Here is a 22,581-nt window from a genome sequence, read left to right on the forward strand (position 1 = left end):
TCCTTTTCTAGGAAGCGGCGGCCCGGGCGGCCGCACGCGCCGTTGCCGCGTCATTCGCGGCAAGTGCTGCCTCGGCGACGCGTCGGGCGTCGTCGAGCGAGTGGGAGAGCAGGCTCTGACGCACGTCGGCGAGCGCCGTGGGAGCCATGGACAGGGACGTCGCGCCGAGGCCGACGAGCACGACCGCCAGCAGCGGGTCGGCGGCGGCCTCGCCGCAGATGCCGACCGGCTTGCCGAGGGCTGCGCCCGCGGCGCCGACCGACTGGATGAGGCGGAGCACCGCAGGGTGCCAGGGGTCCTGGAACGACGCGACCGAGCCGAGGAGCCGGTCCGCGGCAAGGGTGTACTGCGTGAGGTCGTTGGTGCCGATCGAGGCGAAGTCGGCCTGCGCGAGCACCCTGTCGGCGAGGAGGGCCGCCGACGGCACCTCGACCATGACTCCCGCGGTCTTCACGTCGTACTCGCGGGCGAGGGCGACGAAGTATTCGGTCTCCTCGACGGTCGCGACCATCGGCGCCATGACCCACAGATCCGCGGCCTCGCCGTCGGCGGCCGCCGCGGCATTGGCCTCCGCGAGGGCGGTCAGCTGCTCGCGCAGGATGTCCTCGCTGGCCCGGAGGGCGCGCAAGCCCCGCAGGCCCAGCGCCGGGTTCTCCTCGTGGGCGTCGTTGAGGAACGGCAGCGGCTTGTCGGCACCGGCGTCGAGCACACGCACGACGACCTTCTTGCCGGCGAACGCGCGGAAGAGCTTTTCGTACGAGGTGCGCTGCTGGGCGACCGTGGGGGCGGTGTTCGAGCTCAGGAAGAGGAACTCGGTGCGGAACAGCCCCACGCCTTCCGCCCCGAGGGCCACGGCCTCAGCGGCGCCGTCCGGGCTGCCGAGGTTGGCGAGCAGCGGCACAGCGGTGCCGTCGGCGAGCGCACCCGGGGTGAGCGGTGCGGATGCCGCGGCCGACCGCGCGTCCGCGCGGCGCTGAGCCGCCGCACGCTCGTCCTCCGAGGGCGACACGGTGATCACGCCCGCAGCGGCGTCGACGATCACGGTGTCGCCGTCGGCGAGGTCGAGGGCGCCGGCGGTGCCGACGACGGCGACGATTCCCTTCTCGCGGGCGAGGATCGCGGTGTGGGAGGTCGGGCCGCCCTCGCTCGTGACGAGCGCGAGCACCTGGTCGAGGTCGAGGAGCGCGGTGTCGGCGGGGGCGAGGTCGGTGGCCACGAGCACGTAGGGGTGGCCGGGCTCGGGCACCCCGGGGGCGGCGACGCCCCGGAGTCGCGCGATGACGCGCTGGGCGACGTCGTCGAGATCGGCGGCGCGCTCGCCGAGGTAGCCGCCGACCGCGGTGAGCTGGTCGCGGAAGGAGGCGAACGCGTCGTAGACGGCGAACTCCGCGGTCTTACCGGCGGTGATGCGTGTGGCGACCTCGGCCTCGAGCGTGGGGTCCTCGGCCATCATGGCCTGCGCCTCGAGCACGTCGCGGGCCGAGCCGCCCGCCTGGGCGCCGCGCGCCTCGAGCTCGCGGGCGACGACGCCGATGGCCTCCTGCACGCGCGCGGTCTCGGCATCGGAGCCGAGCGTCGAGGGGGCGTCGGCGGGAGCGGGGAGCGGCGCCGCCATACGGGCGACGGGACCCTGGGCGACGCCCAGGCCGATGCCGACTCCGCGGAGGGTGGTCGTGGTGCTCATGTCTGCGCTCCGTCCGGTCAGGCCGCGTCGTGGTCGGTCGTGAGGAGGTCGGCGAGGTCGTCGAGCACGTTCTCCGCGCCCTCGCCGTCGGCGGTGAGCGTGACGTAGTCGCCCTGCTCGATGCCGAGCGCGATCACCCCGAGGATGCTCGCGGCGTTGACCGGCGCACCGGCGTCCTTCGCGATCGTGACGGGGAGCCCCGCGTCCTTCGCCGCCTGGGCGAAGAGCTTCGCGGGGCGGGCGTGCAGACCGTGGGCGGATCCGATGCGCACGGTGCGGGTGGCGACTGTCATAGTGCTTCTCTCGTTGCGGCCGTCCGCGCACAGCGCGAGGCCGGGTGCGACGGACGGATGGTGCGGTCTCGGAGCGGGGAGCGGCATCCGTTCCGGCACGAGCGACGTGACGGTTCGAGTGCGTCTCCACGGTTCGGTGCGTGCCCTCGCGTCGTGCGCTGCGTGACGCAGCTGCTGTGCTTCGCCTGTGCCGGTCGTACCGGCGGCGCACGTCGCCAGGATCCTCATCGATCCGCCTCCTGGGTCTATCTTGAGAATTCCCCGAGAGCGCGGGCAACCAGACCTGTTTCCGCCCCCCGCGGAAACGTCGCGGTCGCGTGATGGAATAGGGGAATCGGCGTATCGGAGGGATCACGTGACGCGTGCCAAGCAGGACCGGCTTCTCGGCCTGCTCCTTCGCGACGGCGGATGGGTGACGGCGGCGACCCTCGCCGATCAGCTGGGTGTGACGGCCCGGTCGGTGCGCTCCTATGTCACGAGCGTGAACGGTCGTGTCTCCGGCGGCCAGGCTGTCGAGTCGGGGCCGCAGGGCTACCGCGCCGGCGTCGAGGCGGGCGCCGCCCTGCAGACCTCTCCCGGTGACGGCGGGTCGCCCCGCGATCGCCTCCACACCCTCGTGACGAGGCTGCTCGACGCCCCCGATGGCCTCGACGTCTACGCCGTCGCCGACGAGATGTTCGTGAGCGCCGCGACGGTCGAGTCCGATCTCGCGCGGGTGCGCAGCCTGCTGGGCGGCACAGAGCTCATCCTCGACCGCCAGGGCGCACAGGTGCGCCTGCGCGGCACTGAGATGGCGCAGCGGCGGCTGCTCAGCCGGCTCGTCCATGACGAGATGGATGCCGGTGCCTACGACACCGCGGCGCTCCGGCGTGCGCTCGGCGAGCAGTCCGCGGTGCTCCCGTCGCTCGCGCCGTTCAAGGCGGCGCTCGTGGCACAGCTGGTCGATTTCGGCTATTACGTCAACGAGTACGGGATGAGCGACGTGCTCACCCACGTCGCGATCGCGGCCGACCGTGTCGCACGCCAGCGCGGCCTCGACGCGGCGGGGCTCCCCGAGCCGGTCGCGGCGCAGCTGCGGGTCGCGAACGCGATCGAGACGCTCGCCCGAGAGCACCTCGGCGTCGACCTCGGGCCGGCCGACAGTCGCCACCTCGCCTCCGTCGTGCTCACGCGGGTCGTCGCGCCGGGCATCGCCGACGAGACGCGGGCGCCCCTCGACCCCGAGGTGGAGGGAGCCGTGCGGGAGGCGGTCGGGGCCGCGGCATCCGAGTTCCTGGTGGAGATCCACGACGAGGACTTCGTGCTGCGGCTCGCCCTCCATGTGCAGAACCTGCGGCTGCGGGCGCGGGACAAGGCGTGGTCGCGCAACCCGCTGACCCGATCGTTGAAGTCGACCTATCCGATGATCTTCGAGGTCGCGGTCTTCATCGCCAGTGAGCTGTCGCAGCGACTGAACATCCCGCTGCACGACGACGAGATCGCCTACATCGCGATGCACGTGGGCGGCCAGCTCGAGCGCAGCCGCCGATCGGACGAACGGCTCACCGCGACGATCATCTGCCCGGGGTACTACGAGCTGCATGAGCTGCTGCGCTCGAGCGTCGCCCGCTCGCTCGGCCAGTCGATCGAGGTCGTGCGGGTCGAGACGCGCGTCGACCCCGACTGGGCCGACATCGACACCGACCTCGTGCTCACGACGATCGACGCGCCTCCGGGAGCGCCGGTGCAGCCCGAGCGCGTCGTGCGCATCCAGCCCTTCCTCACGCCTGCCGACGTCGACCGCATCCAGGTCGTCGCGGTGCGAGCGCGACGCACGCGTCGCCTCGCGAAGCTGCGCACCGAGCTCGAGCGCTACTTCCGCCCCGACGCGTTCGTGCACGGCATCGATCCGACGCTCGGCGAGGAGGGCACCATCCGCCTCCTCGGCGGGCTGCTGCGAGACGCCGGCGTCATCGACGACGCCTACCTCGAGCGCGCGGTCGCGCGCGAGGGGATGTCGTCGACCGCCTTCACCGACGCGCTCGCGGTGCCGCACGCGATCGGGATGACCGCGGCCCACACGGCGATCGCCGTCGGCATCGCCGACCCGTCGATCCCGTGGGGCGACGCCCGCGTGCAGGTGGTGGCGCTCGTCGCCTTCTCGGAGAACGACCGTGCGGCGTTCCAGACGGTCTTCGAGCAGTTCGTCGAGGTGTTCAACGAGCGCGAATCGGCGCAACGCATCGTGCGCCGCGCGACGAGTCTGCCGTCGTTCCTCGACGAGCTCGTCGCTGTCATCGACGGCTGATCCGCCGATCCCGCGTCAGGCCCGGATGAGCCTCTCGTCGAGCCCGCGCCGCACCGCGGGCCACTCGTGCGCGAGGATCGAGTAGACCACGGTGTCCCGCAGCGAGCCGTCGGGCATGATGCGGTGGCTGCGCAGCACGCCGTCGAGCTTCGCGCCGAGCCGCTCGATGGCGGCCCGTGACTGCCGATTGTGCCAGTGGGTGCGCAGCTCGACCGCGACGGCATCGCAGGTCTCGAAGGCGTGGGCGAGCAGCAGGCGCTTCGCGGCCGTGTTCACGGCGCTGCGCTGGGCGGAGAGCCCGAGCCAGGTGTGTCCGATCTCGACTCGACGGTTCTCCTGGTCGATGTTGCAGAACGTCGTTTCGCCGACGACCTCGCCGTCGCTCTCGCGCACCACGACCCACGGGTTCATGCCGCCGGCGGCATGCAGGCCCTCGCGCATCACGATGTCGGCATCGACGGCGGCGTCGCTCGTCGGCACGCTCGTGTACCAGGCGTGGTCGAGACCGGATGCCGCGGCGCGGAGCCCCGCCGCATGTGCGGCCGTCAGCGGCTCCAGGCGGACCCAGTCGTTGGCGAGGACGAGCGGTGCGGCGAACTCCATGCCCCGAGCCTAGGGGCGCCGGGCGGCGGGCCGTGTGGGTCAGCTCCGATCGGACAGCAGTCGGCGGGCCCCGTCCCGCAGTCGTTCGAGCCGCGCGTCGGCGTCGGAGGCGCTGTCGCCGCGCACGTCGAGGTAGAGCTTGAGCTTCGGCTCGGTGCCCGACGGGCGCACGATCAGTCGGGTCTCTCCCTCGAGCCAGTAGCGCAGCACGTCGCCGGGCGGGAGGTCTCCGTGACCCGTCGCGAGGTCGTCGACACGCTCGACGGCGAACCCGCCGACCTCGGTCGGGGGAGCCTCTCGCAGCGACCCCATGAGGCGGGGGATCACGGCGAGGTCGTCGACCCGCACCGAGACCTGACCGCTCGCGACGTGGCCGACCTCCTCGGCGAGCTCGGCGAGCAGGTCGGAGAGGGTGGCGCCGCGTTCGCGGGCCTCTGCAACCAGGCCGAGGATCGCCACGGCGGCCGAGATGCCGTCCTTGTCTCGCACCGTCTCGGGGTTCACGAGATAGCCGAGGGCCTCCTCGAACCCGTAGACGATGCCAGGCGCGCGGGAGATCCACTTGAACCCGGTGAGGGTCGCGTGGAAGCCGAGGCCATGGCGCTCCGCGATCGTCGCGAGCGCCGGCGACGACACCAGTGAGCACGCCAGTGACGCACCCGCGACCGGGTGGGCGGCGGCGAGCCGTGCGGCGCGCAGCCCCAGCAGCAGACCCGTCTCGTTGCCGGTCAGGCGGCGCCAGCCGCCGGGGGCGGCGGCATCCGGGATCGCGACCGCGAGCCTGTCGGCGTCGGGGTCGTTCGCGATGACGAGCTCCGCGCCGGCGGTGCGCGCCGTCGCGAAGGCGAGGTCCATCGCTCCCGGCTCCTCGGGGTTGGGGAACGCCACCGTCGGGAAGGCGCCGTCGGGGTGGAGCTGCTCGTCGACCGTGACCGGCAGCGGGTAGCCGGCCGTGCGCAGGATCGCGGCTGTCGTCTCCCAGCCGACTCCGTGCAGTGCCGTGTAGACCCACCGCAGGCCGGCGGCGCCGGCGGGGGCGGGCGCGACGGCCGCCGTGGCGGCGACGTAGGCGGCCACGACCGCCTCGTCGGCGATCTCGTAGTCCTGGGAGCGGGGCAGCGCGTCGACGCGCTCGTCATCGGCGACCCGGGTGATCTGCGCCGCGATCTCGGCGTCGCTCGGCGGCACGATCTGCGCGCCGTCGTCGGCGCCGCCGAGGTAGACCTTGTAGCCGTTGTCGTTCGGCGGATTGTGGCTGGCCGTCACCATCACGCCGGCGTCGGCGCCGAGGTGGCGCACGGCGAAGGCGAGCACGGGGGTCGGCAGCAGGCGGGGGAGGAGGATCGCGTGCAGACCCTGACCGGCGATGAGCTCGGCCGAGTCGCGGGCGAACACATCGGAGTTGCGCCGACCGTCGTAGCCGATCACGACGGTCGGGGTGTGGCCGGGCCGGGCCGAGGCCGCGAGGTACCGCGCGAGGCCGGTCGCGGCCTGCGCGACGAGCACCCGGTTCATGCGCTGCGGGCCCGCGCCGAGCTCTCCGCGCAGCCCTGCGGTGCCGAAGGCGAGGCGTCCCGAGAACCGCTCGCGCAGGGCGAGCACAGAGGCGTGATCGGATGCCGCGGCCCCCGCGATGAGCGCATCGAGCTCGGCGGCGGTGAGGGGGTCCGGATCCTGCGCGACCCAGGCGCGGGCGCGGACGAGAAGGTCGTCGTCGCTCACATCGCCTCGATCACACGGGCCAGGAGCGCGGAGATGACCGGCTCGGCGAGCTGGCCCGCCTCGATGACCTCGGCGTGGCTGAGCGGGGTGGTCTGGATGCCCGCGGCGAGGTTGGTGATGAGAGACATCCCGAGGATCTCCATGCCCGCCTGGCGGGCCGCGATCGCCTCGAGGGCTGTCGACATGCCGACGATGTGGCCGCCGATCGCCTTGGCCATCTGCACCTCGGCGGGCGTCTCGTACTGCGGCCCGCGGAACTGGCAGTAGACGCCCTCGTCGAGGGTCGGGTCGATCGTGCGGGCGAGATCGCGCAGGCGTCGCGAGTAGAGGTCGGTGAGATCGATGAACGTCGCGCCCTCGAGCGGCGAGGCCGCCGTGAGGTTGATGTGGTCGCTGACGAGCACCGGCTGCCCGGGAGTCCAGGCCTCTCGGATCCCGCCGGCGCCGTTGGTGAGCACCATGATGCGGGCTCCGGTGGCGGCAGCGGTGCGCACGCTGTGCACGACGCGGCGGGTGCCGTGCCCCTCGTAGAAGTGCGTGCGCGCGCCGATGACGAGCACGCGCTTTCCGGTCGGGGTCAGGATGCTGCGCAGCGTGCCGACGTGACCCTCGAGCGCGGGCTTGCTGAAGCCTGTCACCTCGGTGGCGGGGATCGTCGCGACCGTCTCACCGAGGAGGTCGGCGGCCTTGCCCCATCCGCTCCCGAGCGTCACCGCGATGTCGTGCGTTGCGACGCCGCTGAGGCGGGCGATGTCGGCGGCGGCGGTGGCGGCGACCTCGAACGGGTCGGCGGCGGGGTCGTCGAGGGGGTGGGCGGTGTGCGTCATCCCCTCACTCTAGGAACACCGCTCGGACGGGGCCAGTCGGTCCCGGTTCGCTGCGCGCGACGGGACGCACCAGAATGGAGGCATGTCGACGAGCTTCGATAACGCCCAGCGGGTCGCGATCATCGGAGGCGGACCCGGCGGCTACGAGGCGGCCCTGGCCGCCGCCCAACTCGGCGCCGAAGTCACCCTCGTCGAGCGCGCCGGCGTCGGCGGGTCCGCCGTCATCACCGACGTGGTGCCGTCGAAGAGCCTGATCGCCACCGCCGATGCGGCCGTCGCCATCGCAGGAGCGAGCGACCTCGGCGTGCAGCTGTTCGCACGCGGTGCGAAGGGCACGCCTCTCACCCCCGAGATCGCCATCAACCTGGCCGCTGTCAACAAGCGGCTGCTCGCGCTCGCCCGTCAGCAGTCCGACGACATGCGCTCGTCGCTGGTCGAGGCGGGCGTGCGCATCATCTCCGGCCACGGGCGCCTCGACGGCCCGGGCGCGGTCGTCGTGTCCACCGGACCGCAGGGCACCGCCTTCGACCGGGTCGAGGCCGACACCCTCGTCGTCTCGGTCGGCGCCTCGCCCCGCCAGCTCCCGCAGGCCAAACCCGACGGAGAGCGCATCCTCACCTGGACCCAGCTCTACGACATGACGACGCTCCCCGAGCACCTCATCGTGGTCGGGTCGGGCGTCACGGGAGCGGAGTTCGCCTCGGCCTACATGAACCTCGGGGCGAAGGTCACCCTCGTCTCGAGCCGCGACCAGGTGCTCCCGGGTGAGGACCCCGACGCGGCCGCCGTGCTCGAGAAGGTCTTCCGCCGCGGGGGGATGACCCTCCTCGCCAAGGCGCGCGCCGACCGTGTGGAACGCACCGACGACGGCGTGCGCGTGCTCCTCGCCGACGGCCGCGAGATCGTCGGCAGCCATTGCCTCATGGCGGTCGGCTCGATCCCCAACACCCACGACATCGGGCTCGCCGAGGCGGGCGTCGAGCTGACCGATTCCGGTCACATCCGGGTGAACCGGGTCTCGCGCACATCGATGCCGAACATCTACGCGGCCGGGGACTGCACGACGCTCATGCCGCTCGCGTCGGTCGCGTCGATGCAGGGGCGCACCGCGGTCTTCCACGCGCTCGGCGACGTCGTCATTCCGCTCGAGTCCCGCCGCATCACCGCGAACATCTTCACCGCGCCCGAGATCGCGACGATCGGCTGGCAAGAGAAGGACATCGCGGCCGGTCTCATCAACGGCGTCGTGCACAAGCTTCCGCTCGCGGCCAACGCCCGCGCGAAGATGATGGGCATCAAGGACGGCTTCGTGAAGGTGATCGCCCGCGAGGGCAGCGGCACGGTCATCGGCGGTGTGATCGTCGGTCCCCGCGCCTCCGACCTCATCTACCCGCTCGCGATCGCCGTCGAGCGCCGCCTCACCGTCGACCAGATGTCGCGCGTGTTCGCGGTGTTCCCCTCGCTGACCGGCTCCATCCAAGACGCCGTGCGCGCGATGCACGGCGTCGAGCGCTCCAGCGGCGACGAGAACTGACGAACGACGAGGCCGCGGCATCCTGATCGGCTGATCGGATGCCGCGGCCTCGCCGTGTGCGTCAGGAGATCGTGAGCAGCTGGTGGCCGGCCGACACGGTCGTGCCGGGATCGGCGTTGATCGCGCCGATGACACCGTCCTTGTGGGCCTGGATGGGCTGCTCCATCTTCATGGCCTCAAGAACCACGACGAGGTCGCCCTTGACGACCTGCTGACCCTCTTCGACGGCGATCTTCACGACCGTCGCCTGCATCGGCGACTTGACCGCGTCGCCCGAGGCGCCCGCGGTGGCGGACGTCTGGTGCGAGCGGCGCGACGAGGGCACGGCGGCGGGGCGGCCGACCTGGGCCGGGGAGCCGGCGATGCGATCGGGCAGACTCACCTCGAGTCGCTTGCCGCCGACCTCGACGACGACGGTGTGTCGCGTCTCGGCGGGCGCGGGGTCGGCGAGCTCGCCGTCCCACGGCGCGATGTCGTTGTCGAACTCGGTCTCGATCCAGCGCGTGAACACGCCGAACTCGCCGTTCTCGGCGGTGAAGGCGGGGTCGCGCACGACCTTGCGATGGAAGGGGAGCACCGTCGGGAGCCCCGCGACCTCGAACTCGTCGAGGGCGCGGCGGGCGCGCTCGAGCGCCTCCTGACGGTCGCGACCGGTGACGATGATCTTCGCGAGCAGCGAGTCGAACGCACCCGAGACGGTGTCGCCGGCGGTGACGCCGGAGTCGAGCCGGGTGCCCGGCCCGCCGAACGTCTTGAACACCTTGATGGGGCCGGGCTGGGGGAGGAAGGCGCGGCCCGGGTCCTCGCCGTTGATGCGGAACTCGAAGGAGTGGCCGACCGGCTCCGGGTCGTCGTAGCCGAGCAACTCGCCCTCGGCGATGCGGAACTGCTCGCGCACGAGGTCGATGCCGGTTACCTCTTCGGAGACCGGGTGCTCGACCTGCAGGCGGGTGTTCACCTCGAGGAAGGAGATGGTGCCGTCGGCGCCGATGAGGAACTCGCAGGTGCCGGCGCCGATGTAGCCGACCTCCTTCAGGATCGCCTTCGACGCGCTGTAGAGCGTCTCGCGCTGAGCCTCGGTGAGGAACGGCGCCGGGGCCTCCTCGACGAGCTTCTGGTGGCGGCGCTGCAGCGAGCAGTCGCGGGTGGAGACGACGACCACCGTGCCGGCGCCGTCGGCGAGGCACTGGGTCTCGACGTGGCGCGGCTTGTCGAGGTACTTCTCGACGAAGCACTCGCCGCGGCCGAACGCGGCGACGGCCTCTCGGGTGGCGGACTCGAACAGCTCGGCGACCTCGTCGAGCTCGCGGGCGACCTTCAGGCCGCGGCCGCCGCCGCCGTAGGCGGCCTTGATCGCGATCGGGAGACCCACCTGCTCGGCGAACGCGATGACCTCCGACGCGTCGGCGACGGGTCCGGGGGTACCGGGGGCGAGGGGGGCGCCGACCTTCTCGGCGACGTGTCGCGCCGTCACCTTGTCGCCGAGGGCCTCGATGGCGTCGGGGGAAGGGCCGATCCACACGAGGCCGGCGTCGATGACGGCGCGGGCGAACTCGGCGTTCTCGGCGAGGAAGCCGTAGCCGGGGTGCACGGCGTCGGCGCCGGAGCGCCGGGCGATCGAGAGGATCTTCTCGATGGAGAGGTAGGTCTCGGCGCTCGTGGCGCCGTCGAGGGCGTATGCCTCGTCGGCGAGCCGCACGTGGAGGGCGTCGCGGTCCTGGTCGGCGTAGACCGCCACCGAGGACCTGCCGCTGTCGCGCGCCGCGCGGATGATGCGGACGGCGATCTCACCGCGATTGGCAACGAGGACCTTGGCGATTCGAGGCATGAGTGCCAGCCTACCGACGGATTCCCGGCGGAATTTGACCGTCCCTCACAAGAACTCGGCGTAAGCGTGTGCGGATGTCTACGAAGCCACCCACAGCGACGTCCAGTGGACTCCCAGCCGACGCACCAGCGAGCGCAGGGTGGGGAGCGACATCCCGACCACCGTCGAGGGGTCGCCGTCGATGTGGGAGATGAAGGCGGCGGCCCGCGCGTCGAGGGTGAACGCACCCGCGACGAGCAGTGGTTCGCCCGTCGCGACGTAGGCCGCGATCTCGTCGTCGTCGACGTCGGCGGCGAAGGTGACGGATGCCGCGGCCACCGCGTGCTCCTCGCGGTGACCGCCGTCGGGGGTGAGCCGGAACACGCTGTGACCGGAGTGCAGCACCCCGGTGCGGCCGCGCATCTGCTCCCATCGGGCCGTCGCCGCCTCGGCGGTGTAGGGCTTCCCGAGGATCTCGTCACCGAGCGCGAACATCGAGTCGCCGCCGATGACGATGCCGTCGAACGCGGGGTCGTCGGCGCGCACGGCGGCCGCGACATCCGCCGCCTTCCGTCGGGCCAGCAGCAGCACGTGCTCGTCGGGGGAGAGCGTGCGCCCCTCGGATGCCTCGACCGCCGCGACGACCGCCTCCTCGTCGACCTGCGGGGCGCGGGTCTCGGGGTCGATGCCGGTCTGGTGCAGCAGCATGAGGCGGGCGGGAGAGGTGGAGGCGAGCACGACGCGCATGCGCACCACGGTAGCCCGCGGCATCCGCCGCGCGGAGCGCCCCGGTGTGGGAGGCTCGGGGGATGACTTCTGCGGGCGACCTGATCGATCTCGACATCACCGGCGTCGCGCACGGCGGCGTGTTCGTCGGCCGGGTCGGGGGCGACGGGCGCGTCGTGTTCGTGCCCGACACCCTCCCCGGCGAGCGGGTGCGGGTGCGGGTGACCGAGGCGGGCGACAAGTCGTTCTGGCGCGCGGAGCCGGTGGAGATCCTGGATGCCTCGCCCGACCGAGTGCCCCACGTGTGGGCCGAGGCGGGGCTCGACGTGCCGGCCGACCGTCGCCCAGGCGGCGCCGACTTCGGTCACATCGCGCTGCCGCGGCAGCTCGAGCTCAAGAAGCAGGTCGTCACCGACGCGCTGAGCCGCGTCGGACGCCTCGACCTTCCGGTCACGATCGAGGCTCCCGCGCCCGTCGACGGCCTCGCGCCGGAGCCCGCGGACCGCGGCGGCTGGCGCACCCGCGTGAGCCTGCACGTCGACGAATCGGGGACGGTCGGGCCGATGGCCTCGCGCAGCCACCGCGTCGTGCGCACCGAGACGCTGCCCCTGGCCACGGCGGCGATCGAGCGCGCCGCGGCGCGCCTCATCGGGGAGCGCCCAGGGCGCATCGACCTGGTCCAGCCCGCCGACGGACGTGTGCGTGTGATCAACCGGCCGGCCCTCGCCCGCGGCCAGCGCCGGCCCGTGAACCCGAAGGACCCGGCGTTCGAGCCGGTCGTCGAACGGGTCGGGGAGCGTGCGTTCCGGGTGGATGCGGGTGGCTTCTGGCAGGTGCACCGCCTCGCCGCCGCGACCCTCACCGCTGCGGTCGCCGCTGAGCTCGGCGTCGTCGGTGTCGACTCCGAGGGGCGCCACCTCGACTTGTACGGCGGGGTGGGACTGTTCGCCGCGACGATCGCCGAACTCGGCGGCGAGGCGACTCAGGTGGTCTCGGTGGAGGCCGATGAGCGCGCGACCGAGCACGCCGGCGAGAACCTGTCGGAGTGGGTGGGTGCTCGCGCCGAGACGGGTCGCGTCGACCGATGGCTCGCCGCGCTCGCCGCGGGAGCCTCCGCGCGCGACCGTGACCGGCTCTCCCGCGGAGTCGTGGTGCTCGACCCGCCGCGCGCGGGCGCCGGCCGTGACGTCGTGCGGGCTCTCGTCGCGCTCGCGCCCGCTGCGGTGACCTACGTCGCCTGCGACCCTGCCGCCCTCGCCCGCGACCTGGCGTTCTTCCGCGAGGCCGGCTACGAGACCTCCAGCGTGCGGGCGATCGACCTGTTCCCGCACTCGCATCACATCGAGGCCGTGGCGACCCTGACTCCGGTCGCGCCCCGCGGATAGCATGAGCGCATGATCCGCGTCGCCACCATCGACGACCACGAGTCGGTGCGACTCGGCGTCGAGGCGGCGTGCTCGCGGGACGCGACGATCGACGTCGTGTTCTCGGGCAGCGGTGTGCGCGACTACCGGCGGTGGCTGCGCGACTCCGGTGCCGACCCGGTGCAGGTCGCGCTCCTGGACATCACCCTCGGCGACGGCACGACGGTGAGCGAGAACATCCAGTCGCTGCAGTCCGACGGCTCCGAGGTGGTCATCTACAGCGTCGCCGACCGGCTCGTCGCCGTGCGCGAGGCGCTTGCGGCGGGCGCAGCGGGTGTCATCAGCAAGTCGGCGCCGATGGATGACATCGTCGACGCCGTCCGCACGGTCGCCGCCGGGGAGCCGCTGAACAACATCGAGTGGGCGAGCGCGGTCGCCGGCGACAGCGCGTTCGGAGATGCCCAGCTCTCGGCGCGCGAGCGCGAGGCGCTCGCGCTCTACGCCGCCGGACTCCCGCTGAAACTCGTCGCGCAGCGCCTCGGCATCACGTACAACACGGCCAAGGAGAACATCTCCCGCATCCGGGCGAAGTACATCGAGGTCGGCAGGCCCGCCCCGACGAAGATCGACCTCCGTCAGCGAGCGGTCGAGGACGGCGTCATCGACCCCGACGCGGGCGTGTCCGGGGCGCGGTCATGAGCGGCATCCGCTTCGACTCGGGCCCCGTGGTGCTGCCGGCGCCCCACGCGATCGCGCGCGACGGATCCCTCACCCGCGAGCGGGTCGAGATGGTGCTCGGCCGAGCCGTGGCGCTCGCGAGCGTGGTGCTCGGCGCCCAGACGATCGTCGAGGCGATCGCCGCGCAGGCGGTCGATCCGTTCTGGAACACGATCGAGATCCTGCTGATCTTCGTCCCCCTCGCGGTGGCGATCGTCTCGTTCGCGACGGGGCGGCAGAAGGAGCTCGCCGGCACGATCTTCGTGATCGCCTACACGATCGCCCTCGTCCTGTGGCCCGTCGGCGCCTACGGCCACGGATCGCCCGCCACCTCGCACGCCTGGCCCTATGTGCTGGGCAACGTCGCGACCCTCGCCGCCGTCGTCGCGCTCCCGAGGCGGTGGCAGGTCATCGCGACGGTCGGCATCCCTGTCGTCTACGGTGCGATGCGCATGGTCGAGCTCGGCTTCGCGCCGGCGGCCTGGCTGCCGACGGCGCTCGACGTCGCGTTCCTGGTCATCTTCGGCGCGGTGCTGCTCGCGCTCGCCTGGACGTTCCGTTCCACGGCGAGCCGTATCGACGAGCATCGCGAACGCGCGATCGAGGCGTCCGCGCGGGCGGCGGCGATGGCTGCGACCGAGAGTGAGCGTGTCGCCGTCGCCGCTCTGATGCACGACAGCGTCATCGCGGCGCTCATCGCCGCGCAGCGCGCGGGGACCGATCGGGAGCGCGAGCTCGCCGTGCAGATGGCACGTGACGCGCTCAACCGCCTCGCGAACGTCGACGTCACGGCGGGCGAGGGCAGTGACCATCCCCGGTCGGCGTCATCGCTCGCGGACGAGCTGCAGCGCGCGCTCGTCGAGGCGGGGTCGGATGCCGCGGTCCGCCGTCGCATCGCCCCCGACACCCCGGATGTCCCCGGCCGTGCGATGCGGGCGATGGTGCTCGCGGGCACCCAGGCCATCGTCAATGCGATCGCCCACGCCGATGGCGCGGGGCTCGAGGTGACCGTGACGGGAGAGCGTGCGCCCGGCCGGGTGACGGTGACCGTGCGCGACACCGGGCCCGGCTTCTCGATCGACGAGATCCCGGATGACCGCCTGGGCGTGCGCGGGTCGATCATCGCGCGCGTGGCCGCGTTCGGCGGCGAGACCCGCATCTCCTCGGATGCTTCGGGCACGGTCGTCGACCTCATCTGGAAGGCGACGGTCTCCTGATGTCCACGGCCTCCGTCATCCGACTCCTCGCGGTCGCGTTCAGCGTCGCGCTCACGCTCCGCGGCATGTGGATCGGCGCGCCCGTCGACGACGGATGGCTGCTGCTGGGCTGCATGCTCGGGTACCTGGCGGTGGCGTGGCTGTGCATCCTGTGGGGCTGGACCGCGGTGATCACGCGGTCGAGCCAGCCGGAGACGGTGTCGAGTTCGGGCGATCACCTGCCCATCCCGCTGGCGTTGCTCGCCCTCGCGGCGACGGTGGCACTGCCCCCGCTCGTCGCCTACGGCGCGGGCCCCCACACGACGCCGGGGACGCACACCACCTGGTACCTCGGTGCCATCGGCGCGCTCATGGCGACGCTCACCGTGCGCCGGCGCCCCTGGATGGCGTGGACGGGAATCGTCGTGCTCGCGGGGTGGTCGATCTCGTTGCTGGGCCCGGCGACCGCGCTCGGTCTCGGTCTCGTCGGGTCGACGGTCTGGGTGGGCGCCGCGCAGTTCCTGGTGCTCGCACTCGACCGTGCCGCGCTCGACACGGAACGGCTCGGCGAGGTGCAACGTGTCGCTTCGGCCCAATCGGCCGCGCAGGGCGCGCAGGCCCATGAACGCCGCGTGCAGGTGAACCGTGTGCTTCTGAGCGCCGGCGACGCGCTCGCCCGGGTCATCGATCGCCGGGGCGTCCTCTCCGACGACGAACGGATCGAGGCGCGCGTGGTGGAGGGGCGCCTGCGCGACGAGTTGCGCGGTGCGCGCCTGCTCGATCCCGAAGTCAGGGCGGCGCTCGAGAGCGTGCGCCGACGCGGGGCATCCGTGTCGTTGTCCGACGACGGGGCGATCGACGACATCGGCGAGGAGGAGCTGGGCGAGATCCGGGCCGAGCTGGCCGACACCCTGCGTTCGGCCCGGTCGGACCGTGTGTACGTGCGCACGAGCAGCGATCCTCGTGTCGCCGTCACGGTCGTCGGGCGCGCCGCCCGCACCATCGGCCTCGACGAGGACGACAGTGTCGACCTGTGGCGCGAGATCGAGCGCTCGCCGCGCTGAGCGCTCGGAGTGCTCGCGCAGACCTGCCGCGCACCAAAAGAGAGGGCGAGGGGCGGCGGATGCGCCTGCCCCTCGCCAGCAGACGATTACCCGATATCGTCTGCGAGTGGCTCCCTGACCCCGCAACAGTGTCAGGTCGAGCTCTCGCTGGGAAACCCAGCGATATCAGTATTCGCACCTTCAGCGCGCCTGTATGTAGGTACTTCGGGTGACATCGTTCCGACAGCGTCGGATCAACCGCGGAAGCCGCCCCAGCCGCCCCTGCGGTCGATCGATGTGCGCAGCGCACGGCGGGTGAGCTGCCATCCGCTCGGTCGCCGCGCCGGGGCGGCGACCGCTCCCGCCTGTTCGGCCGCATACGCCTCGGTCACCACCGCGACGATCGCCGCCAGCTCCTCGTCCGTCGGGTTGCCGCGACGCACGTCGATGCGCACGGGCACGGGGGACGCGGCATCCGTCTCGTCGAACAGGCTCACAGGGGGATGTTCCCATGCTTCTTCGGCGGGAGCGACGCACGCTTGCCGCGCAGTGCCCGCAGGGCCTTCGCGATCGACACGCGGGTCTGCGCCGGCTCGATGATGCCGTCGAGCTCGCCGCGCTCGGCGGCGAGGAACGGGGAGGTGACGTTGTAGGTGTACTCGTTGGCGAGGCGGGCGCGCACGGCGGCGACGTCCTCGCCGGCCTCCTCGGCGCGCTTGAGCTCGCCGCGGTAGAGGATGTTCACCGCGCCCTGGCCGCCCATGACCGCGATCTCGGCGGTCGGCCAGGCCAGGTTGATGTCGGCGCCGAGCTGCTTGGAGCCCATGACGATGTACGCGCCGCCGTAGGCCTTGCGCAGGATCACCGTCACCAGCGGCACTGTCGCCTCGGCATACGCGTAGAGGAGTTTCGCGCCGCGGCGGATGACGCCGGTCCACTCCTGGTCGGTGCCGGGGAGGTAGCCGGGCACGTCGACGAGCGTCACGATCGGGATCGAGAACGCGTCGCAGAAGCGCACGAAACGCGCCGCCTTCTCGCCTGCGTCGATGTTCAGGGTGCCCGCCATCTGCGACGGCTGGTTGGCGATGATGCCCACCGACCGGCCCTCGACGCGGCCGAACCCGATGAGGATGTTCGGCGCGAACAGCGGCTGCACCTCGAGGAAGTCGCCGTCGTCGACGATGTGCTCGATGACGCCGTGCATGTCGTAGGGCTGGTTGGGGGAGTCGGGGATGACCGTGTTGAGGGTGCGGTCGGAGTCGGTCGTCTCGAAGTCGAACGCCGACTCGTAGTCGGGCACCTCCGACATGTTGTTGTCGGGGAGGAAGGCGAGCAGCGAGCGCGCGTAGTCGATCGCGTCCTCCTCGTCGTCGGCGAGGTAGTGCGCGACGCCCGACCGGGTGTTGTGCGTGTGGGCGCCGCCGAGCTCGTCCATCCCGACGTCCTCGCCGGTGACCGTCTTGATCACGTCGGGGCCGGTGACGAACATCTGGCTGGTCTTGTCGACCATGATCACGAAGTCGGTGAGCGCCGGGCCGTAGACGGCACCGCCCGCAGCCGGGCCCATGATGATCGAGATCTGCGGGATCACGCCCGACGAGGCGGTGTTCAGGCGGAAGATCTCGCCGTACTTGCCGAGCGCGACCACACCCTCCTGGATGCGCGCGCCGCCCGAGTCGAGCACGCCGATGATCGGGATGCCGCTGCGCAGCGCCAGCTCCATGACCTTGATGATCTTCTCGCCCGCGACCTCGCCGAGGGAGCCCCCGAAGGTCGAGAAGTCCTGCGAGTAGACGGCGACGGTGCGACCGTGGATCGTGCCGACGCCGGTGACGACGGAATCGCCGTAGGGACGCGACTTCTCCATGCCGAACGCGGTGGTGCGGTGGCGCACGTACTCATCGACCTCGGTGAACGACCCGTGGTCGAGCAGCATCTCGATGCGCTCGCGGGCGGTGAGCTTGCCCTTGGCGTGCTGCTTGGTCTGCGCGACGGTCTCGGCGTCGACGACCGCCTCGCGGTAACGGCGGCGCAGGTCCTCGATCTTGGCAGCGGTGGTCGTGAGGTCGGGGGTGTCGGTCACGGATTCCACCCTATCCACCGGCCCCGTCCGAAGCTTGGAGGGTTCGGACAACAGGCGGAGGCATCCGCTGTTCCTCGTCTGAGACATGGCGGCGGATGCCGACGGCCCGGAGCCCGCGCGTAGGGTGGCGGCATGCCCATTCCCGCCGCAGGATTCCCCCTCGCCGCCGCGGTCAGCCCGAGGCTCCAGGTCGCCGAGCACACCGACTCCACGAACGCCGACCTCGTGGCCGCCGTCCGCGACGCGCCCCGCGACTGGCCGCACCTGTCGGCGCTGCTGACCACCGACCAGCGTCGGGGGCGGGGTCGCCTCGACCGCACCTGGGTCGCGCCACCCGGCGCCGCGCTCGCCCTGTCCGTCGTCGTCGACGTCGCCGGGCTCCCGATTGCGGCCCGCGGCTGGATCCCGCTCGCCGCCGGCGCCGCGATGACCCGCGCTGTCGCCGCGCAGCTGCGCGGAACCGGCAACTCCGCCGGGCTGAAGTGGCCCAACGACGTGCTCGTGGACGGACTGAAGATCTGCGGCATCCTCGCCGAAGCCGTCGCCGGCTCGCCCTCGACCGTCGTCGTCGGCTCCGGAGTGAACACGCGGATGGCCGCGGTCGACCTGCCCGTGACCACCGCGACCTCGTTCGCCGCCCTCGGGGTCGCCGTCGACGAGGATCGCCTGATCGCCGACTACCTGACGGCTCTCGACGAGCAGCTGGCCGCGCTCGCGGCAGCCGGAGGCGACGCGTCGGCGGCGGGTCTGCGGGGTGAGATCGAGGCGCTGTGCCTGACGCTCGGGCGCGCCGTCACCGTGTCCCTCCCCGACGGTTCCGCGCTCGTGGGCGAGGCCGTGCGCATCGACACCGACGGACGCCTGGTCGTGCGCGGGGCTGCGGGTGAGACGGCCGTCGCAGCGGGAGACGTCACCCACGTGCGGTGAGGTGGGGCGTCGCTCGCCGTTCCGGTCCCGCGTGGCGCAGCTCGCGCCGTCGGTACCGGCCGCCACAATGAGAGGGTGAGCAACACCTCGGCCTACGGCTACGGCCGGCCGCAGACCCCCGCCCCGGGTGTCGACGCGCCCGAACGGCGCATCGCCCGGATGCGACCGGTGGGTGCCGGACTGTTCTGGTCGGCGCTTCTGCTCATCGCTGTGTGCGGCGCGACCGGCTACTTCCTGTTCGACCCGCCTTTCGGGCTGCCGATCTGGGTGGTCCCCGCCGTGGCCGCGATCGTCATCGTGCTGCTCGTCGTACTGCCGTATCTCGCGTGGTCCGCGCACACCTACACGATCACGACGCGCCGGGTCATCGAGCGCAGCGGTCTGCTCTCACGCACCCACCGCGAGGTCGGTCACACGCGCGGCTATGCGATCACCGTCCGGCGCGGCCTGTGGCAGCGTCTGTGGCGCGCGGGCACGATCGAGCTCGCCTCCGGCACCGAGAAACCTCTCGTGCTGCGCGGCATCCGCGACGTGAACCTCGTGCACGAGGTGCTCGTCGACCAGGTCGAGGTCGGACAGATCCTGGCCCACCGCGACAGTCACACCACCGGCGAGACCCTCTGACGCGCACCCGTCGCGACGCCTGCGGCAGAATGGATCGGTCGAAGGGAGACGCATGACCGTGCGCGTCGGAGTCGTCGGGGGCGGGCAGCTCGCCCGCATGATGATCGCCCCGGCGGTCGAGCTGGGCGTGGAGATCCGCGTGCTCGCGGAGGAGCCGGGCATGTCGGCGGCGCTCGCCGCGACGGCCGTGGGCGACTACCGAGACATCGAGACGGTGCGGGCGTTCGCGAAAGACGTCGACGTGCTCACCTTCGACCACGAGCACGTTCCGCAGGACGTGCTGCGCGCCCTCATCGCCGACGGCGTCGCCGTGCACCCCGGGCCGGACGCCCTGCAGTACGCGCAGGACAAGCTCGCGATGCGCCGCAAGGTCGCCGAGCTCGGCCTCCCTCAGCCCGACTGGGCGGAGGTCGCCGACGCCGAGGCGCTGGGTGCATTCCTCGCCTCCCACGGCGGCCGCGCCGTGGTCAAGACTCCGCGCGGCGGCTACGACGGCAAGGGCGTGCGGGTCGTCGGTGCGGCCACCGACGCCGACGACTGGTTCGCGGCGCTCGCCGAGGATGGCCGCGGCGGTGCGCTGCTCGTCGAGGAGCTCGTCGACTTCGACCGCGAGCTCGCCGCGCAGGTCGCCCGCCGCCCCTCGGGGGAGCTCGTCGCGTATCCGGTCGTGGAGACGGTGCAGCGCGGCGGCGTGTGTGCCGAGGTCGTCGCCCCGGCGGCGGGCCTCGCCCCCGAGGTCGCCGCCGAGGCGACCCGCATCGCGACCGGCGTCGCGCACGGCGTCGGCGTCACCGGGATGCTGGCGGTCGAGCTGTTCGCGACGGCCTCCGGACGCGTGCTGGTCAACGAGTTCGCGATGCGCCCGCACAACAGCGGCCACTGGACGCAGGACGGCGCGGTGACCAGCCAGTTCGAGCAGCACCTGCGTGCCGTGCTCGATCTGCCCCTGGGCGACACCGCCGCGCGCGCGCCCTGGACCGTGATGATCAACGTGCTCGGCGGCCCCGTCGCCGGATCGCTCGACGAGCGCTTCGCTGCGGCGATGGCCGCGCACCCCGACGCGAAGGTGCACACCTACGGCAAGGCGCCCCGACCCGGGCGGAAGGTCGGCCACGTCAACGTGTCGGGGAGCGATCTCGACGCGGTCCGCGCGGACGCCGTGGCCGCGGCATCCTTCTTCCTCGACTGAGGCGTGCGCCGGGCGGCCGGCGCCCGGATGCCGTGACCGCGCGCCGTTGCGGTGATGTCCAGCACGAGCGCCCTAGCCTGGACGGGTGACGCGCGCGCTGCATTCCTCCGACGCGCCCCTGGTCGGGGTCGTGATGGGTTCCGACTCCGACTGGCGGGTGATGGCCGACGCCTCCCAGGTGCTGGGCGACTTCGGCGTGCCGCACGAGGTCGAGATCGTCTCCGCCCACCGCACCCCCGACAAGCTGATCGCCTACGGGCGTGAGGCGCGCGGCCGCGGCCTGAAGGCGATCATCGCGGGCGCCGGCGGTGCCGCGCACCTCCCCGGGATGCTCGCCTCCGTCACCGCCCTCCCCGTCATCGGGGTGCCGGTGCCGCTCGCGACCCTCGACGGGCTCGACTCGCTGCTGTCGATCGTTCAGATGCCCGGCGGCATCCCGGTCGCGACCGTCTCGATCGGCGGCGCGAAGAACGCCGGGCTGCTCGCCGTGCGCATCCTCGGTGCCTCCGATCCGCGCCTCGCCGACAGGGTCGAGGCGTACGCGCGCGAGCTGGAGGATCAGGTGGCGCAGAAGAACCACCGCCTGAAGGACAGCCTGTGACCGTCGCCCCCCGCACCCCCCGGCGGCCGGGCGACGAACGGGGTCTCGTCAACCCCTATCCGATCCGCTACCCCGACAGCACGTCGCCGGCGGTCATGACGCGGCGTGCCTGGTGGCTCGTCGTCGTGAACCTCCTGATCCCGGGCTCGGCACAGGCCGCGGCGGGCAACCGCCGCCTCGCGAAACTCGGCCTCGGTGCGACCCTCGTCATGTGGGTGCTCGCGGTTCTGGCCGTGCTCGTCGCCGTTGTGTGGCGACCGTTCTTCCTCACCGTCGTCACGAACAGTCTCGTGCTGCTGATCATCCAGATCGCCCTCGTCGCGTACGCCGTGCTCTGGATCGTGCTCGCTCTCGACACGCTGCGGCTCGTACGGCTCATCAAGACGCGCCCGTGGGCACGCCTCGCGGTGCCGGCCGCTGTCGTCGCGGTGACGCTCGTGGTCAGCGGCGGCGCGGGGTACGCGGCGGTGCTGGTCGGCTCGGCACGGAATGCGCTCGGGTCGGTGTTCAGCGCGGGCGGCCCCGCCGTCGCGCCGACCGACGGGTACTACAACATCCTCCTGCTGGGCGTCGACAGCGGAGCGGGACGCGATTCGATGCGCCCCGACAGCATCTCCGTGGCATCCGTCAACGCCGACACCGGACAGGTCACCATCACCGGTATCCCGCGCGACATGAAGGACGTGCCGTTCGCGCCGGGGCCGATGCAGACTCTCTTCCCCGACGGCTACAAGGGCAAGAACTGCGGCACCGCCCACTGCGCGATCAACGAGATCTTCACCGAGGTGAACGTGCTCCGCAAGGGCACCGACATCTATCCCGACGCGACCACGTATCAATACAGCCCCGGTATCGAAGCGGTGAAGGATGCCGCGGAGGGCGTCACCGGACTCACGATCCCGTACTACGTCTTCATCGACATGGACGGCTTCGCGGCCCTCATCGACGCGCTCGGCGGCATCGACATCACCGTCACCGAACGACTCCCGAAGGGCTGGGGGCCGACGTACACGAACGAGCCCGCGAGCAAGTGGGCGATCGGGTGGATCGAGCCGGGTGCGCAGCACATGGACGGCGACACGGCGCAGTGGTACGCCCGCTCGCGCTACACGACGAGCGACTGGGACCGGATGCTCCGCCAGCGTCAGCTGCAGGAGGCGATCCTCGCGCAGTTCACCCCGGCGAACGTGCTCTCGCGCTTCCAGGATGTCGCCAACGCCGGCACCCACATCATCGAAACGGACATCCCCGACTCGATGATCGGCTATTTCCTCGATCTCGCGATCAAGGCGAAGGGTCAGCCCGTGCAGTCGCTCGAGCTCACGCCCGCCGGTGCGAACATCGACCCCGACAA

Annotated in this window: 20 protein-coding genes; 11 read left to right on the top strand and 9 right to left on the bottom strand. The window is 72.1% G+C overall.

Features of this window, described 5'->3' with window-relative positions; all coding sequences use genetic code 11:
• Positions 1 to 7 precede the first annotated feature (7 nt).
• The gene (gene ptsP / locus ABT08_RS01220) at positions 8 to 1,684 is read right to left on the bottom strand and encodes a phosphoenolpyruvate--protein phosphotransferase (protein WP_056207948.1); all 1,677 of its coding nucleotides are present in this window, start codon (positions 1,682 to 1,684) and stop codon (positions 8 to 10) included.
• Positions 1,685 to 1,701: 17 nt separating this feature from the next.
• Positions 1,702 to 1,977: an HPr family phosphocarrier protein gene (locus ABT08_RS01225; RefSeq protein WP_045248244.1), complete on the bottom strand. Its 276-nt coding sequence runs from the start codon at positions 1,975 to 1,977 to the stop codon at positions 1,702 to 1,704.
• A 355-nt stretch (positions 1,978 to 2,332) separates the two neighbouring features.
• Between ABT08_RS01225 and ABT08_RS01230 the strand changes: the two genes are divergently transcribed.
• On the top strand, positions 2,333 to 4,264 hold the full coding sequence (locus tag ABT08_RS01230) for a BglG family transcription antiterminator (protein WP_056207951.1): 1,932 nt from the start codon (positions 2,333 to 2,335) through the stop codon (positions 4,262 to 4,264).
• Positions 4,265 to 4,279: 15 nt separating this feature from the next.
• Here the strand turns inward: ABT08_RS01230 and ABT08_RS01235 are convergent, their stop codons facing one another.
• From ABT08_RS01235 to ABT08_RS01245, 3 genes are read right to left on the bottom strand one after another with little or no spacing between them, the layout of a single operon-like run.
• Complete coding sequence (locus tag ABT08_RS01235) at positions 4,280 to 4,867, bottom strand: GNAT family N-acetyltransferase (RefSeq protein WP_288113741.1); 588 nt, start codon at positions 4,865 to 4,867, stop codon at positions 4,280 to 4,282.
• Between the two features lie 39 nt (positions 4,868 to 4,906).
• On the bottom strand, positions 4,907 to 6,589 hold the full coding sequence (locus ABT08_RS01240) for a phospho-sugar mutase (protein WP_288113742.1): 1,683 nt from the start codon (positions 6,587 to 6,589) through the stop codon (positions 4,907 to 4,909).
• Entirely contained in the window at positions 6,586 to 7,416 is an 831-nt protein-coding gene (locus tag ABT08_RS01245) for a purine-nucleoside phosphorylase (protein ID WP_056518657.1), read from the bottom strand. The genes ABT08_RS01240 and ABT08_RS01245 overlap by 4 nt, the downstream gene beginning before the upstream one ends.
• A gap of 82 nt (positions 7,417 to 7,498) precedes the next feature.
• Between ABT08_RS01245 and ABT08_RS01250 the strand changes: the two genes are divergently transcribed.
• Positions 7,499 to 8,950 carry an NAD(P)H-quinone dehydrogenase gene (locus ABT08_RS01250; RefSeq protein WP_288113743.1) on the top strand — a complete coding sequence of 484 codons (1,452 nt, stop codon included), beginning with the start codon at positions 7,499 to 7,501 and terminating at the stop codon, positions 8,948 to 8,950.
• A 61-nt stretch (positions 8,951 to 9,011) separates the two neighbouring features.
• Here the strand turns inward: ABT08_RS01250 and ABT08_RS01255 are convergent, their stop codons facing one another.
• Positions 9,012 to 10,778: an acetyl/propionyl/methylcrotonyl-CoA carboxylase subunit alpha gene (locus ABT08_RS01255; protein WP_288113744.1), complete on the bottom strand. Its 1,767-nt coding sequence runs from the start codon at positions 10,776 to 10,778 to the stop codon at positions 9,012 to 9,014.
• Positions 10,779 to 10,856: 78 nt separating this feature from the next.
• Entirely contained in the window at positions 10,857 to 11,504 is a 648-nt protein-coding gene (locus ABT08_RS01260; RefSeq protein WP_056208017.1) for a Maf family protein, read from the bottom strand.
• Between the two features lie 62 nt (positions 11,505 to 11,566).
• Here ABT08_RS01260 and ABT08_RS01265 point away from each other — a divergent pair, with 62 nt between their 5' ends.
• Genes ABT08_RS01265 through ABT08_RS01280 form a run of 4 tightly spaced genes read left to right on the top strand, consistent with a single transcriptional unit; the run spans position 11,567 to position 15,824 of the window.
• Entirely contained in the window at positions 11,567 to 12,868 is a 1,302-nt protein-coding gene (locus tag ABT08_RS01265) for a class I SAM-dependent RNA methyltransferase (RefSeq protein WP_056207960.1), read from the top strand.
• A 9-nt stretch (positions 12,869 to 12,877) separates the two neighbouring features.
• Complete coding sequence (locus ABT08_RS01270) at positions 12,878 to 13,546, top strand: response regulator transcription factor (protein ID WP_056207965.1); 669 nt, start codon at positions 12,878 to 12,880, stop codon at positions 13,544 to 13,546.
• The gene (locus ABT08_RS01275; protein WP_056207968.1) at positions 13,543 to 14,781 is read left to right on the top strand and encodes a sensor histidine kinase; all 1,239 of its coding nucleotides are present in this window, start codon (positions 13,543 to 13,545) and stop codon (positions 14,779 to 14,781) included. The genes ABT08_RS01270 and ABT08_RS01275 overlap by 4 nt, the downstream gene beginning before the upstream one ends.
• Positions 14,781 to 15,824 carry a hypothetical protein gene (locus ABT08_RS01280; protein WP_056207971.1) on the top strand — a complete coding sequence of 348 codons (1,044 nt, stop codon included), beginning with the start codon at positions 14,781 to 14,783 and terminating at the stop codon, positions 15,822 to 15,824. Before ABT08_RS01275 ends, ABT08_RS01280 begins: the two co-directional genes overlap by 1 nt.
• Before the next feature lie 233 nt (positions 15,825 to 16,057).
• Here the strand turns inward: ABT08_RS01280 and ABT08_RS01285 are convergent, their stop codons facing one another.
• Positions 16,058 to 16,300 carry an acyl-CoA carboxylase subunit epsilon gene (locus tag ABT08_RS01285; protein ID WP_048808900.1) on the bottom strand — a complete coding sequence of 81 codons (243 nt, stop codon included), beginning with the start codon at positions 16,298 to 16,300 and terminating at the stop codon, positions 16,058 to 16,060.
• The gene (locus ABT08_RS01290) at positions 16,297 to 17,895 is read right to left on the bottom strand and encodes an acyl-CoA carboxylase subunit beta (protein WP_045248254.1); all 1,599 of its coding nucleotides are present in this window, start codon (positions 17,893 to 17,895) and stop codon (positions 16,297 to 16,299) included. Before ABT08_RS01290 ends, ABT08_RS01285 begins: the two co-directional genes overlap by 4 nt.
• Positions 17,896 to 18,018: 123 nt before the next feature.
• On the opposite strand from ABT08_RS01290, the gene ABT08_RS01295 reads away from it, so the two are divergent.
• The 5 genes from ABT08_RS01295 to ABT08_RS01315 all read left to right on the top strand — a co-directional run.
• Entirely contained in the window at positions 18,019 to 18,813 is a 795-nt protein-coding gene (locus ABT08_RS01295; protein WP_288113746.1) for a biotin--[acetyl-CoA-carboxylase] ligase, read from the top strand.
• A 75-nt stretch (positions 18,814 to 18,888) separates the two neighbouring features.
• Positions 18,889 to 19,437: a PH domain-containing protein gene (locus ABT08_RS01300; RefSeq protein WP_056207977.1), complete on the top strand. Its 549-nt coding sequence runs from the start codon at positions 18,889 to 18,891 to the stop codon at positions 19,435 to 19,437.
• A 52-nt stretch (positions 19,438 to 19,489) separates the two neighbouring features.
• Positions 19,490 to 20,626, top strand: coding sequence for a 5-(carboxyamino)imidazole ribonucleotide synthase (locus tag ABT08_RS01305; RefSeq protein ID WP_056207980.1), 1,137 nt, complete (start codon positions 19,490 to 19,492; stop codon positions 20,624 to 20,626).
• A 133-nt stretch (positions 20,627 to 20,759) separates the two neighbouring features.
• A complete protein-coding gene (gene purE / locus ABT08_RS01310; protein ID WP_288113749.1) occupies positions 20,760 to 21,227 on the top strand; it encodes a 5-(carboxyamino)imidazole ribonucleotide mutase in 468 nt (155 codons plus the stop codon).
• Positions 21,224 to 22,581: LCP family protein (locus tag ABT08_RS01315; RefSeq protein WP_288113747.1), on the top strand; the 1,358-nt coding region annotated here is incomplete at its 3' end. The genes purE and ABT08_RS01315, both read left to right, overlap by 4 nt.

The organism is Microbacterium sp. SCN 71-21, assembly GCF_001725695.1.
Taxonomy (GTDB): Bacteria; Actinomycetota; Actinomycetes; order Actinomycetales; family Microbacteriaceae; genus Microbacterium; species Microbacterium ginsengisoli.

Excerpts from the sequence above, each read along its gene's own strand:
- ptsP (WP_056207948.1), bottom strand. The coding sequence starts at position 1,684 with ATGAGCACCACGACCACCCTCCGCGGAGTCGGCATCGGCCTGGGCGTC.
- ABT08_RS01225 (WP_045248244.1), bottom strand. The coding sequence starts at position 1,977 with ATGACAGTCGCCACCCGCACCGTGCGCATCGGATCCGCCCACGGTCTG.
- ABT08_RS01235 (WP_288113741.1), bottom strand. The coding sequence starts at position 4,867 with ATGGAGTTCGCCGCACCGCTCGTCCTCGCCAACGACTGGGTCCGCCTG.
- ABT08_RS01245 (WP_056518657.1), bottom strand. The coding sequence starts at position 7,416 with ATGACGCACACCGCCCACCCCCTCGACGACCCCGCCGCCGACCCGTTC.
- ABT08_RS01250 (WP_288113743.1), top strand. The coding sequence starts at position 7,499 with ATGTCGACGAGCTTCGATAACGCCCAGCGGGTCGCGATCATCGGAGGC.
- ABT08_RS01255 (WP_288113744.1), bottom strand. The coding sequence starts at position 10,778 with ATGCCTCGAATCGCCAAGGTCCTCGTTGCCAATCGCGGTGAGATCGCC.
- ABT08_RS01260 (WP_056208017.1), bottom strand. The coding sequence starts at position 11,504 with ATGCGCGTCGTGCTCGCCTCCACCTCTCCCGCCCGCCTCATGCTGCTG.
- ABT08_RS01265 (WP_056207960.1), top strand. The coding sequence starts at position 11,567 with ATGACTTCTGCGGGCGACCTGATCGATCTCGACATCACCGGCGTCGCG.
- ABT08_RS01270 (WP_056207965.1), top strand. The coding sequence starts at position 12,878 with ATGATCCGCGTCGCCACCATCGACGACCACGAGTCGGTGCGACTCGGC.
- ABT08_RS01275 (WP_056207968.1), top strand. The coding sequence starts at position 13,543 with ATGAGCGGCATCCGCTTCGACTCGGGCCCCGTGGTGCTGCCGGCGCCC.
- ABT08_RS01280 (WP_056207971.1), top strand. The coding sequence starts at position 14,781 with ATGTCCACGGCCTCCGTCATCCGACTCCTCGCGGTCGCGTTCAGCGTC.
- ABT08_RS01295 (WP_288113746.1), top strand. The coding sequence starts at position 18,019 with ATGCCCATTCCCGCCGCAGGATTCCCCCTCGCCGCCGCGGTCAGCCCG.
- ABT08_RS01305 (WP_056207980.1), top strand. The coding sequence starts at position 19,490 with ATGACCGTGCGCGTCGGAGTCGTCGGGGGCGGGCAGCTCGCCCGCATG.
- purE (WP_288113749.1), top strand. The coding sequence starts at position 20,760 with ATGGGTTCCGACTCCGACTGGCGGGTGATGGCCGACGCCTCCCAGGTG.